The organism is Veillonella sp. 3891 (assembly GCF_003992315.1).
Taxonomy (GTDB): Bacteria; Bacillota; Negativicutes; order Veillonellales; family Veillonellaceae; genus F0422.
On the sequence record NZ_RQVE01000003.1, the window covers coordinates 145,316 to 157,992 of the forward strand.

13 protein-coding genes are annotated in these 12,677 nt (G+C 39.3%); 12 read left to right on the forward strand and 1 reads right to left on the reverse strand.

Annotation, left to right across the window (positions count from 1 at the left end; translation table 11 throughout):
* Position 1 precedes the first annotated feature (1 nt).
* The 12 genes from EO118_RS02765 (at position 2) to EO118_RS02820 (ending at position 11,540) form a co-directional block, all read left to right on the forward strand.
* On the forward strand, positions 2–580 hold the full coding sequence (locus tag EO118_RS02765; protein ID WP_127068527.1) for an aminodeoxychorismate/anthranilate synthase component II: 579 nt from the start codon (positions 2–4) through the stop codon (positions 578–580).
* Positions 581–594: 14 nt separating this feature from the next.
* On the forward strand, positions 595–1,611 hold the full coding sequence (trpD, locus tag EO118_RS02770) for an anthranilate phosphoribosyltransferase (protein ID WP_127068528.1): 1,017 nt from the start codon (positions 595–597) through the stop codon (positions 1,609–1,611).
* Between the two features lie 208 nt (positions 1,612–1,819).
* On the forward strand, positions 1,820–3,382 hold the full coding sequence (trpC, locus tag EO118_RS02775; protein WP_127068529.1) for an indole-3-glycerol phosphate synthase TrpC: 1,563 nt from the start codon (positions 1,820–1,822) through the stop codon (positions 3,380–3,382).
* An 11-nt stretch (positions 3,383–3,393) separates the two neighbouring features.
* Positions 3,394–4,587: a tryptophan synthase subunit beta gene (trpB, locus tag EO118_RS02780; protein ID WP_127068530.1), complete on the forward strand. Its 1,194-nt coding sequence runs from the start codon at positions 3,394–3,396 to the stop codon at positions 4,585–4,587.
* Complete coding sequence (trpA, locus tag EO118_RS02785; RefSeq protein WP_127068531.1) at positions 4,580–5,365, forward strand: tryptophan synthase subunit alpha; 786 nt, start codon at positions 4,580–4,582, stop codon at positions 5,363–5,365. The genes trpB and trpA overlap by 8 nt, the downstream gene beginning before the upstream one ends.
* 335 nt (positions 5,366–5,700) lie before the next feature.
* Positions 5,701–6,120: a HutP family protein gene (locus EO118_RS02790; RefSeq protein ID WP_127068532.1), complete on the forward strand. Its 420-nt coding sequence runs from the start codon at positions 5,701–5,703 to the stop codon at positions 6,118–6,120.
* A gap of 81 nt (positions 6,121–6,201) precedes the next feature.
* The gene (gene menB / locus EO118_RS02795; RefSeq protein ID WP_126937465.1) at positions 6,202–7,044 is read left to right on the forward strand and encodes a 1,4-dihydroxy-2-naphthoyl-CoA synthase; all 843 of its coding nucleotides are present in this window, start codon (positions 6,202–6,204) and stop codon (positions 7,042–7,044) included.
* 11 nt (positions 7,045–7,055) lie between these two features.
* A complete protein-coding gene (gene menE, locus EO118_RS02800) occupies positions 7,056–8,678 on the forward strand; it encodes an o-succinylbenzoate--CoA ligase (protein WP_127068533.1) in 1,623 nt (540 codons plus the stop codon).
* 118 nt (positions 8,679–8,796) lie between these two features.
* A complete protein-coding gene (locus EO118_RS02805; protein WP_127068573.1) occupies positions 8,797–9,225 on the forward strand; it encodes a PaaI family thioesterase in 429 nt (142 codons plus the stop codon).
* Between the two features lie 170 nt (positions 9,226–9,395).
* The gene (gene trmD / locus EO118_RS02810; protein WP_127068534.1) at positions 9,396–10,226 is read left to right on the forward strand and encodes a tRNA (guanosine(37)-N1)-methyltransferase TrmD; all 831 of its coding nucleotides are present in this window, start codon (positions 9,396–9,398) and stop codon (positions 10,224–10,226) included.
* Positions 10,227–10,799 (forward strand): RNA methyltransferase, encoded by a 573-nt coding sequence (locus EO118_RS02815; RefSeq protein WP_127068535.1) that lies wholly within the window; start codon positions 10,227–10,229, stop codon positions 10,797–10,799.
* Between the two features lie 9 nt (positions 10,800–10,808).
* On the forward strand, positions 10,809–11,540 hold the full coding sequence (locus tag EO118_RS02820; protein WP_127068536.1) for a YebC/PmpR family DNA-binding transcriptional regulator: 732 nt from the start codon (positions 10,809–10,811) through the stop codon (positions 11,538–11,540).
* Between the two features lie 133 nt (positions 11,541–11,673).
* Here the strand turns inward: EO118_RS02820 and EO118_RS02825 are convergent, their stop codons facing one another.
* Positions 11,674–12,663, reverse strand: coding sequence for an Abi family protein (locus tag EO118_RS02825; RefSeq protein WP_127068537.1), 990 nt, complete (start codon positions 12,661–12,663; stop codon positions 11,674–11,676).
* Between the last annotated feature and the right edge of the window lie 14 nt (positions 12,664–12,677).

The following is a 12,677-nucleotide window of genomic DNA, read 5'->3' on the forward strand; positions in this document are numbered from 1 at the left end:
CATGGTATTACTCATCGATCATTACGATAGTTTTTCTTTCAATATTTATCAATTAATTGGCTCTCTAGTAAAAGATATTAAGGTTATCCGCAGTGATGAAATGACAGTGAAAGAAATTAAAGAACTTTCACCAGATTGTGTCATCCTTTCACCAGGCACGGGCAGACCAAAGGATGCAGGTGTGTATGAAGAATTGCTTGAAACATGCCAAGGCGAGTTTCCTATCTTGGGCATTTGTTTGGGCCATCAAGCCATGGGCGAAGTGTTCGGAGCCACTGTAGGATATGCGAAAGAAGTCATGCACGGCAAACAAAGCGTAGCTACCCAATGTTATCCATCCATATTATGGAAAGATATTCCTCAAGAGTTCCCCGTAGCACGGTATCATTCCTTAGCAGTTTTAGAAGATACCCTAGGAGATGAACTAGTGGTAACGGCTCGTACGGAAGATGGAGAAATTATGGCTATGGAACATAGAACGCATCCGATTTACGGAGTACAATTCCATCCAGAGTCTATTTTGACACCGCAAGGAACGCAAATGGTTAAGAATTTCTTGGAACATCATAAGATTATATAAGGGAGATATAGAGTATGATTCAACAAGCAATACGCCTCGTCACAGAGGGACAAGATATGCCATATGAAGTGGCAAAAGCTACGATGAACGCTATTATGAGCGGCGATGTACAGGAAGTGCCTATGGCAGCTTTCTTAGGAGGCTTACAAGCAAAGGGACCTAGCGTTACAGAGATTACCGCCTTTGCGGAAGTCATGCGTGAAAAAGCAGGTTCTGTGCCACATGATAATACAGTGGTAGAAATCGTGGGTACCGGCGGAGATGGTAGTAGTACGTTCAATATTTCTACAACGTCAGCGATTCTACTAGCGGCAGCAGGAGTTCCTATCGCTAAGCATGGGAATCGTAGCGTATCCAGTAAATGTGGTGCCGCAGATGTGCTAGAAGCATTGGGTGTGAAACTAGAACTCAATGGAGAGCAGAATAAAAAGGTTTTAGAAGAAGCGAACATGTGCTTTATGTTTGCTCCGGTATATCATGAAGCGATGAAATATGCAGGTCCTGTACGTAAAGCTATGGGGGTTAGAACTGTATTTAATATCTTAGGACCCTTGGCAAACCCAGCAGGCGCTACAGTAGAGCTGATGGGTGTATACGATCGGTCCTTAGTAGAACCTTTGGCACAGGTTTTGTCTAACTTAGGCGTTCATCGTGGTGCTGTCGTATATGGTAGTGATGGACTAGATGAAATTACCGCCACAGGGACAACGACAGTGTGTGAAATCAATCATGGAGCGTTCAAGACCTATGAATTGGATCCTAAAGATTACGGATTTACCTATGCTACAGCGGATGAGCTTGTGGGTGGTGACGCAAAAGTTAATGCAGAGATAACACGTTCACTATTAGAAGGCAAGGATAGAAGTGGTCGTGCTACTGCAGTGATTTTGAATGCGGGCATGGCATACTACTTAGCTAAAGATGGAGAGGTAACCTTAGAAAGTGCCTTCAAAACAGTAGAAGAACTGTTGTATTCTGGTGCGGGTGCAGAGGCGCTTTCAAAATTTGCGAAAGCCTCACAGAATGCATAATAGTGTGTAATTGTATTTATATAGTTGGACTATCCCTTTAGGAATAACATATTCTAGACCTTATTTAGGCATCTTTGTAACTATATAGTGTAGATTTAGAGAGTATATGGATATTATCTAGTTATATGAATACTATTGAGATTAATTTGGAATATACATACTATTAACAAGGTTATTATAGAATATTTGGATAGAAATAGAGATAGTTATGATATTAGATAAGATAGTGGCAGCGACTGAAAAGCGTGTCAAGGAAGCAAAAGCCAAGCTGCCCTTGCTAGAGTTGCAACAGCAAGTAGAAGGAATGCCAATCACGAAGGACTTTCCTTTTGAACGGGCATTACAAGAATTAGATTTCAATTTTATATGTGAAGTGAAGAAAGCGTCTCCCTCAAAAGGAATTATTGCAGAGGACTTTCCTTACTTAGATATTGCCAAGGACTATGAAATGGCAGGAGCTGCAGCGATTTCTGTCTTGACAGAGCCAGATTTCTTCCTAGGTAGCCCTCAGTATTTACAAGAGATTGCAGCAACTGTACATATTCCTATACTTCGGAAGGACTTCATCATCGATGAATACCAAATCTATGAAGCAAAACTATGGGGCGCCTCAGCTATATTGCTCATAGCCGCTATCTTAGATGATGAAACAATGGCACGCTTTCATAAGCTGGCAGATAGCCTAGGACTATCGTGTTTAGTAGAAGCTCACGACGAAACAGAAGTGTTACGAGCTGCTAAGATGGGAGCACGCATCATTGGGGTGAATAACCGGAACCTAAAAGATTTTACTGTGGATGTAAACAATAGTATTCGCTTACGTAATTTAGTGGATGATTCCGTAATTTTTGTCTCTGAAAGTGGCCTAGACACGGCAGCAGATATCCAACGTTTACGAGATAACAAGATTCAAGCTGCCCTTATGGGCGAAAGCTTTATGCGCTCTACAGATAAAGTGGCGAAATTGACTGAGTTATATGGGACTGTTAGACCGAAACGTTTTATACATACTAGTACAAAGCGAGGGGTGTTAGGAACGGAAGAAATATTCAACTTAGAGGCACCCAATGCACTAACAGTAGATGAAGCTACTCAATCTAGCTATGAGGTGAAGGTTAAATTCTGTGGCATATCTCAAGAAGATACAATTCCAGTTTTAAGGGAGACACAACCAGATCATGTTGGATTCGTCTTTGCTCCTAGCAAACGACAAGTGACCATAGAACAAGCTCATTCCATTGCAAGAGCTTTGCAAGGTAGTTTACAAACTACAAGCGATGACAAAGGCATCTCATGCGTAGGTGTATTTGTAAATGAAACGATATCGAATGTAGTAGAAGTTGCTAAGACGGTACCACTTTCAGTGGTGCAATTACATGGAGATGAAGATATAGATTACATTGAATCGTTACGAAACCACCTAGAGGAAGAACAATTAGGATCCGTTAAAATTTGGAAAGCAATCCAAGTGCAAGGTAAAGAAGATATTTTGCCATGGGAGCAAGCGCCCATCGATGGATTGGTAGTAGATGCCTACTCTAAAGAAGAGCGTGGTGGCACCGGTAAGACCATCGATTGGTCATTATTAGATGATGTGCAGGTTCCCTACTACCTAGCTGGTGGTATAGGACTACACAATGTAGCTCGTGCCATTCGACGATTACAACCGTATGGGCTCGACATGAGTAGTAGCTTAGAAAGAAATGGCCAAAAAGATGCCAATACAATTAGAGCTATGTCACAATTAATTAAGACAGTAACACATAGATGAGGAGATAGACTATGACAACACATCGCCATGGCTATTTTGGTGAATTTGGTGGACAATTCATGCCTGAAACATTAATGAATGCCATTATTGAACTAGAAGAAGCCTATGAAACCTATAAAAATGATCCTGAATTTATTAAGGAATTAGAAGATTTACATGTGTCCTACACCGGACGTCCGTCCTTGCTATATTTTGCAGAACAAATGACAAAAGATTTGGGGGGCGCTAAAATTTATCTAAAACGGGAAGACTTAAATCATACAGGGTCCCACAAATTAAATAATGTGCTAGGCCAAATGTTACTGGCTAAGCGAATGGGTAAAACGAGAGTGATTGCAGAAACGGGTGCCGGTCAGCATGGTGTAGCCACTGCCACAGTAGCAGCGTTAATGGGGATGGAATGTGAAATCTTCATGGGCCAAGAAGACTGTGAACGACAAGCTTTAAACGTATACCGTATGGAGCTATTAGGTGCCAAGGTACATCCTGTTACATCTGGTACTGGTACATTGAAAGATGCTGTATCTGAAACGATGCGAGAATGGACGAACCGTATGGTAGACACTCATTATGTATTAGGATCTGTTATGGGCGCTCATCCATTTCCTATGATGGTACGTGACTTTCAGTCCATCATCAGTCGTGAGGCAAGAGAACAAATTTTAGAAAAAGAAGGTAAATTACCAGCTGCTGTGTTAGCTTGTGTTGGCGGTGGTAGCAATGCGATTGGTATGTTCTATCATTTTATTCCAGATGCGGGCGTGCAACTTATCGGTTGTGAAGCGGCTGGCAAAGGTATCGATACAGAAGAACATGCGGCGACTATGACAAATGGTACGGTTGGTATTTTCCATGGGATGAAATCCTACTTCTGTCAAAACTCTTATGGACAAATTGCACCAGTATTTTCTATTTCAGCTGGACTAGATTATCCAGGTATAGGTCCTGAGCATGCTTATTTACATGACAGTGGCCGTGCTCAATATGTGCCGATTACAGATGATGAAGCAGTGGATGCCTTTGAATATCTCTCTCGTATGGAGGGAATTATTCCAGCCATCGAAAGTGCTCATGCCGTGGCACATGCTATGCGATTGGCGCCTACTCTAAGTCCTGATGAAAGCATCATCATTTGCTTATCTGGACGTGGTGATAAGGACGTAGCAGCTATGGCGAGATATAGAGGGGTGAACTTACATGAATAAAATAACAATCGCACAGGCTTTTGCAAAAAAAGCATTTATCCCTTTCATTACAGCTGGTGACCAAGGGATTACTACAACAGAGAAATACATTCGTACCATGGCAAAAGCGGGAGCGACTTTGATAGAAATTGGTATTCCTTTTTCTGATCCTGTTGCAGAAGGTACGGTCATTCAAGCAGCTAGTGAGCGTGCTCTATCCACAGGGGTCACTACCGATGATATTTTTGATATGGTCCGACGTTTGCGTACTGGTACAGATGCATTGACTGTTCCACTTGTGTTTATGACTTATATGAACCCTATCTATGTGTATGGTGTTGAAAGTTTCATGACACGCTGTGAAGAAGTGGGTATCCAAGGTGTCATTGTGCCAGACTGCCCATTGGAAGAAAAACAAGAACTAAGCCATCAAGCGAAGGCCCATGGAGTTTCTGTCATCTCTTTAATTGCACCTACCTCAGAGCAACGGATTGAGGAGATTGCCAGTCAAGCAGAAGGCTTTGTATATTGCGTGTCTTCTCTTGGCGTAACAGGTATGCGCAGTGACATCAAAACAGACCTTGCTAGCATCGTACAACAGATTCGACAATACACAGATATTCCAGTAGCCGTTGGTTTTGGCATTTCCACACCAGAACAAGCAAAGACAATGGCATCACTATCTGATGGTGCCATCGTAGGTAGTGCCATTGTGAAACAAATTGGCGAGTGGGGAGCAACTGGGGAAAAAGAATTATATCAATATGTCCGTTCTATGGTAGAAGCAGTAGGTAAGTAACATCGAAACTTATAAGGTATGCATATGTATTATAAATTTACTAGGTTATAGCGTTTTTCGAGCGTTTTTTATATGAAATCAACGTTATAGCATAATATTATAAATTAATAAGTTGCAGCATACCTTACATTGTCTTTGAATATTTGCAATACCTATTAAATAGCTGTGCAAGAAGTATATCTTGTGCAGCTATTTTTTCGTTGAAAAGAAGATTACATATACAGAAGGGTATAGTTAATGTAGATATACTGCAGTCTATAAAAAATTGATGGTAACATGCTTTAATATGCTGTATACTTAAGAATATGAATAATTCTTAACAGGAGATATAGGGTATGGAAAAAACAAGTATTGGCGTAGGGCGAGCTGCATTGCATGTTGCTATTTCTGAAAGTCGTGCAGAAGAGATGGCGTTACGAAAAGAGTTTGAAGATCTTGGGATTCGTAGCTGTGCCGTAGATTTTGGAGGGGCTTTCACAGAGATTATTCCTAAAATTATTGAACGGGCCGTAGTAGCAGCGGAACGACAAGAGTTAATTCATGACAATCATGTTAGCAAAGGTGCTGTTGTAGGTGCTACGGCACAAGCCTTAGAGCAACTAAAAAATAAATGTGTCGGTCTAAATGTGGGTGGTAAAGTAGGCATTGCACGTAGCCAGGAACATCTAAGTGTAGCTATTTATTTAGGTGTTGGCGTATTGCATTTAGATGAAATTGCTGTAGCCATGGCACATCGAGCTGTACCAAGTATGTAGAAGTGCTATAAATTTTTGTATAGTTTTGATATAATATTCTGTAGAGTATTTAGACAATAGCTAATCATTTTGGAGGTAACTATGAGTCAATTCGATTGGAAAGTATTAGATCGTAATTACGAAGATGTAATTTATGAAACATATAATGGAATTGCAAAAATTACAATTAATCGTCCAGAAGTGCGTAATGCATTCCGCCCTAAAACAGTGATGGAATTAATCGATGCTTTCACCATTGCTCGTGAAGATGCAGAAGTAGGCGTTATTATCTTGACTGGCGCTAACCATGGTCAAGGCGAAGATAAAGAAGCGTTCTGTTCTGGTGGTGACCAACGTGTTCGTGGAGATGGCGGTTATGTAGGGGATGATAAAATTCCTCGCTTAAACGTATTGGATTTGCAACATTTGATCCGTATCACTCCAAAACCTGTTATTGCTATGGTTAATGGTTTTGCTATCGGTGGCGGTCATGTATTGCACATCGTGTGTGACCTTTCTATCGCATCTGAAAATGCAAAATTTGGTCAAACAGGCCCTCGCGTAGGTTCCTTCGACGCTGGTTACGGTGCTGGTTACTTAGCTCGTTTAGTGGGCCATAAAAAAGCTCGTGAAATTTGGTTCTTATGCCGTCAATATTCTGCAAAAGAAGCATTAGACATGGGCCTTGTGAATACAGTAGTTCCATTTGATCAATTAGAAGCAGAAACAGTGAAATGGTGCGAAGAAATTCTTCAATTATCTCCAATGGCACTTCGTTTCTTGAAAGCTTCTTTCAATGCTGATACAGATGGGTTAGCAGGCTTACAACAATTTGCAGGAGATGCGACTTTATTGTTCTATACAACTGATGAAGGTAAAGAAGGTCGCGATGCATTTAAAGAAAAACGTAAACCTGATTTCAAACAATTCCCTAAATTCCCTTAATGGGTTAGGTTATGAAGTGGTTATATGAACGAGCACAGACACATAGGGACAAATTCTTTTTAAATGAACTTACTTATGGAGATGTGTTGAATCTAACAATAGCTACAGCAAAACGACTCGCTCCTCACCTTCGAGGGGAGAGTCGTATTGCTTTATGGGCAGAAAACTCTGTATCCATGGCGATACACCTATTTGCTTTATCTACATTGGGTATAGAAACGGTGTTACTGAATACGAATCTAACAGAACGAGAAGTAACAGAACAAATGGAAAGTACTGGCGTTCGCACCTTGCTAGTATCGGAAAAAATGGCACAGGTGTTGCAAGCACAGAAGGAAGTTTGTGATAAACAGGGTTGTGATATACAGATTACTGATATTTATAGTTCTGAGTATATTCATAATCAAGATGGCCGACAGTATTTGTGTTTTTCATCATTCATAGATACTGATTTCAAGCCTACTTCGTCTATATACAGCGGTGAAAATGTCAAGGAAGAGAAATCTAATGATGTAAAACATACATCTACTCAAATAGATGGCGAAGTAATTGATGGCATGGAATCTATTGTAGGTAACTATGGGCTTCAGATGGATATTGATAATTCTACTGTTAGTGAGAACAGTCTTGAATGGAATTCATCTGATAACAAAGTATTTTGTATCATTAATACTAGTGCTACAACGGGTAAATTCAAATCAGTCCCTGTGGGCTGGTCGCAGATTGAGGCTCATGTAAAAGCTTCTGCTAAAGTTCTTGGCGTAGAAGAAAATGACAATTGGCTTGTGGTACTCCCTATGTTTCATGTGAGTGGCTTATCTATTATTTTACGTACCTTGTATAATGGCACGAAGGCTACTATTCGTGAAAAGTTTTCTGAACAAGTGGTGCTAGATGCATTAGAAAAGGAAGAAGTAACGATGGTATCTTTGGTGCCTACAGTGTTACAACGTATAGTGGACCAAATCACAGCGCCGAAGTTAAGAGCCATACTTTTAGGTGGCGAGTTTATTCCCATGTCACTGTTACAAGAATGCGTAGAGCGAAACTTGCCTGTGTATAAGACGTATGGTATGTCAGAAACATTTGCACAAAGTACGACATTTAGTGTTCGGGATTATCCTCATAAATTATCCGCTGTAGGGTATCCGCTGGATGGTGTTACCATTGAGATCCGAAACCCAGATGAAGAAGGGGTAGGAGAAGTATGGATTTCATCACCGATGTTGATGCAAGGATACCTTAATAAAGAGCCTATTGCAGGTGCTTTTAATACAGATGATATTGGCTATGTAGACGATGATGGATTTTTATATCTATTAAACCGTAGAAAAGATATCATCATTTCTGGGGGTGAAAATATTTACCCTAAGGAAATCGAAGATGTCTTATACGGGATGAATGGGATTAAAGAATGTGCAGTTATTCCTGTCCCTGATTCTAAGTGGGGACAAGTACCTGTCCTATGTGTGGTGACAAGTCGCACAAAACAAGAAATCATTGAGTATTTGCAATGTCGTTTAGCAAAGTACAAAGTGCCAAAGCGAATCGCGTATTATGACATGTTACCGAAAAATAGTATGGGGAAAACCTTAAGACAAGAGTTAATCAATTCTTGTCTCAAACATGGATAAGGTAATATTGATAGTAGGTAGAAATCTTATCTATTCTATTATGAAATAATGGATTTACTTGTGTGTTATCTATATAAGACATTTTGATGCTACATATAATGATATGAAAGGACATAGTATGAAAGAAACAACAGCCTCTTTATTAGAACAATTACAGATAGAGACATTCCATTGCGCTGGACAGGCCTTTCAAAGTACTATGAGACTTTCACCATTTCATGCACAACCCTTTGGATTCGTCAACGGTGGCGTATACCTTGCTTATGGAGAAGCATTGGCAGGGATGGCATCAAATGCTATCTTGGCGCAAGAATTAACGTCTAACAAAGATAACATAGACCTAGATTCGGCGAAAGAAAAAGTAGCTGTAGGTCAATCGATAACGGCTAACCATGTAAGACCAAAACGATGCAATGGTTATGTAGTAGCACGAGGTCAATTATTGCATAAGGGTGGTCGTAACCATGTGTGGACAATCAATATTTTTGATGAAGAAGATCAACTATTGTCTCATATGACGGTGACAAATAGTATTATCAATTTATAGATATATTGTTTGATAAGTGAACTCATAGTTATAAATCGTTGTATATATTTTTGTGTAAATCGATTAATAGAACATCACTTAAAAAAACGGCGTCTTACATGATAACCAAAATAATTGCACTTATTGTTTAGCAACTAAGAATTTTTCTTGAGAAAGGAGGTGCACTGCCTATGAAAATAGATATTATATCGTTATTCCCAGAGTTTTTTGATGCCTTTTTTACACATTCCATCATCAAACGTGCTTTACAAGCGAATCGATTAGAGATGAAAGTGACAAATCCGAGGGAGTTTTCTCATAGCAAGCATGGTCAAGTGGACGATACTCCGTATGGTGGCGGCGCTGGTATGCTCATGAAAGCACCGCCTCTCTTTGAGGCAGTAGAGCATGTCTTGCAAATGCCTATCGAAGAACATCGTAGTACAAAGGCGAATCATAAACGTCATGTTGTGTTTATGGGGCCCACTGGGGCGCCATTTACACAAGAAAAAGCGATAGAATTAGCCACCTATGATCAGCTTGTTATCGTCTGTGGACACTACGAAGGGGTAGATTTTCGAGTGGAAAAACACTTAGTGGATGAAACTATATCCATTGGTGACTATGTGTTGACTGGCGGTGAATTACCAGCCATGGTGGTAGCCGATGCAGTGGCTCGCATGATTCCTGGTGTATTAGGTGCTACATCAGGGGCCATAGAAGATTCCTTTTATCATCCTGTACTTGAGTGCCCTCAATACACGAAACCCCAAGAATACAGAGGCATGATGGTGCCCGATATATTGCTGAGTGGGCATCATAAAAATATTGAGCAGTGGCGATTAGAAGAGTCTATAAAACGAACAGCTCTGCTACGAAAAGATTTACTACAACGTGAGCTAACAGCAGAAGAAGTAAAAGTATTGAAACGATTGCTAGAAATATCTACATCTAAAGAAGAGCAAGAACGATTTGAAAGAATCTTAGGTCAGTCTACTTTGACAGAGGAAAAGAGGAAATAAATGGCGAATTTATATATCGGTCTCGTTCATTATCCCATTATGAATAAACATGGTGAGGTGATAACGACGGCCATCACGAACTACGATATCCATGATATTGCCAGAGCATCTACAACCTACGATGTGGAACGGTATTTCATCATTCACAATGTACCGAGCCAACGTGAATTGGCAGAAACTGTAATGAGTCATTGGAAAACGGGCTTTGGCAGTACTTATAATCCGGATAGAAAAGATGCTTTTAAAGATGTGGAACTTGTCAATTCCATTCGACAAGCCATCGATATGGTGACGGAATTAGAAGGACAGACGCCAATCGTGTGTACTACGGATGCACGAACCTATGATAATACGATTACCTACGCCTCGCTCCGTAAATCACTTGAAAGTGAGAGCCGTCCTGTGGTAGTATTATTTGGAACGGGGTATGGTATGACGAAGGAAACAATGGAAGATTTCGACTATATCCTTGAACCAATCTATGGACATGGAGACTACAATCATCTGTCTGTTCGTAGTGCTGTATCAATTATATTAGACCGCTTACGAGGCGAAGCGTGGTGGAATAAATAGGAGGACACAATGTCAGGACATTCTAAATGGTCAAATATTAAACATAGAAAAGGTAAAAATGATGCGTTAAAAGCAAAAATTACCACAAAAATTAGCCGTGAAATCACAGTGGCTGTGAAAGCTGGTGGTACAGATCCAACAGGCAATATGCGCTTGAAATTGGCGTTACAAAAAGCTCGTGAAAATAACATTCCTAAGGATAATATCCAACGCGCTATCGACAAAGGTGCCGGTGCAGGTGATGCGAACAACTATGAAGAAATTACCTATGAAGGATATGGCCCAGGTGGCGCTGCTATCCTTGTAGACGTAATGACAGATAACCGTAACCGTGCGGCAGCTGACGTTCGTCATGCTTTCTCTAAACGTGGTGGCAACCTAGGTGAAAGTGGATCCGTTAACTGGATGTTCAAACGCAAAGGTGTATTCGTTATTCCACAAGAGGGCAACGATGAAGAAACATTAACATTATTGGCTCTTGATGCTGGTGCAGAAGACATCAAAGTAGAAGACGATGTATTCGTTATTTATACATTACCTGATGATTACGATGCCGTAGAAGCTGCCTTAGCAGAAGCATCCATCGCAACAGATATGGCACAAATCACAATGGTTCCAGATACAAATATGGAATTAACAGGTGATGACGCAGTGAATATGCAACGAATACTAGACATGTTGGAAGACTTAGATGATGTACAAGATGTGTACCATAATGCCATCATGGATGAGGAAGAATAAAATAGCATGAACAAAGCACTCCCTTGACGGGGAGTGCTTTGTGTATTGGGGAAATAATATATAAAAGTAACTAGTCCCATCTGTACTTTTCATTTACATAATACAATGTCTGTATAAATCAGAACAGTTATTTTTAGATATATTGATCTAGTGAAGTTTTCCAATCTTTAGGAAAGCCCATACGTTTTACTACCTCAGAAAAAATAGAAGGAGGCAGCTCACTTCCTAAATCAGTAATTTCCAATATAATTAGTCGAATCAAAGCTTTGTAATGCTTTTTAGAGAGAAAAAAACGTAATACTAAAATTAGACTATATACATTTCCAGAAAAGGCAGGCGGTGATGATAAATAAAAAAATGAGGTAGATATAGTTTTGCCATTTTTATTTTTAGCGATATAGTCATAGATTTTGCCCTCATGAGCACACATATTTCTGAACGCTTTTATAGTATTGATAGCTTTGCCAAAATCGTCAATGTAATGGGAGCTGATAAAGCTATGGTATTGACTTGAATTATGCTTAAATTCATTTTGTACAGAATCTATAATAGAAGACTGTATTTTTGAAGAAAGATTATAAAAAAGATTGCATGTTTGTCCTAGCGATAATTTAGTTACTAGCACCCATAATGGTAGTTCCTTATGATTGTGAAAATAATGATAAAAAGGACCTGTTTTATTTTTTGCATCTGTATTATTTTTGGTTACATCAGATAATAACGCAATCAGGCTAGATGATTTTTCAAAGCTTTTTGTTTGGAAATTATTAATATTTAAATATGGAAAGGGTTCTTTAATATGCTCAGATGAAAAGTGATACGCAATTTTTGCCTTTAAAGAATTTTCACATATTAACATATATTTAAGCAAAATGTGACGAATATTTCTATCAAACTCATATAGAGCATAAATTTGTTCAAAAGTAGTACCAGTTTTGAAGTAATCATTTTTTAGTTGTTTTGTTTTTACTATATCCAGAAATATATCTTTATATCCATTAATAAGTTGGTAATAGTTTTCACGAATTAATATAGATTTTGCTTTAGATCCATCTTTTATAATTAGATTTCTTGAACGTAGGATTTTTAATTGTTTATTATGTGTTTGAAATGGTTTAGACATATTATACCTCAAAT

What these genes read in the sequence shown, in the direction of transcription:
- EO118_RS02765 (WP_127068527.1), top strand. Translation starts at nt 2, where the DNA reads ATGGTATTACTCATCGATCATTACGATAGTTTTTCTTTCAATATTTAT.
- trpD (WP_127068528.1), top strand. Translation starts at nt 595, where the DNA reads ATGATTCAACAAGCAATACGCCTCGTCACAGAGGGACAAGATATGCCA.
- trpC (WP_127068529.1), top strand. Translation starts at nt 1,820, where the DNA reads ATGATATTAGATAAGATAGTGGCAGCGACTGAAAAGCGTGTCAAGGAA.
- trpB (WP_127068530.1), top strand. Translation starts at nt 3,394, where the DNA reads ATGACAACACATCGCCATGGCTATTTTGGTGAATTTGGTGGACAATTC.
- trpA (WP_127068531.1), top strand. Translation starts at nt 4,580, where the DNA reads ATGAATAAAATAACAATCGCACAGGCTTTTGCAAAAAAAGCATTTATC.
- EO118_RS02790 (WP_127068532.1), top strand. Translation starts at nt 5,701, where the DNA reads ATGGAAAAAACAAGTATTGGCGTAGGGCGAGCTGCATTGCATGTTGCT.
- menB (WP_126937465.1), top strand. Translation starts at nt 6,202, where the DNA reads ATGAGTCAATTCGATTGGAAAGTATTAGATCGTAATTACGAAGATGTA.
- menE (WP_127068533.1), top strand. Translation starts at nt 7,056, where the DNA reads ATGAAGTGGTTATATGAACGAGCACAGACACATAGGGACAAATTCTTT.
- EO118_RS02805 (WP_127068573.1), top strand. Translation starts at nt 8,797, where the DNA reads ATGAAAGAAACAACAGCCTCTTTATTAGAACAATTACAGATAGAGACA.
- trmD (WP_127068534.1), top strand. Translation starts at nt 9,396, where the DNA reads ATGAAAATAGATATTATATCGTTATTCCCAGAGTTTTTTGATGCCTTT.
- EO118_RS02815 (WP_127068535.1), top strand. Translation starts at nt 10,227, where the DNA reads ATGGCGAATTTATATATCGGTCTCGTTCATTATCCCATTATGAATAAA.
- EO118_RS02820 (WP_127068536.1), top strand. Translation starts at nt 10,809, where the DNA reads ATGTCAGGACATTCTAAATGGTCAAATATTAAACATAGAAAAGGTAAA.
- EO118_RS02825 (WP_127068537.1), bottom strand. Translation starts at nt 12,663, where the DNA reads ATGTCTAAACCATTTCAAACACATAATAAACAATTAAAAATCCTACGT.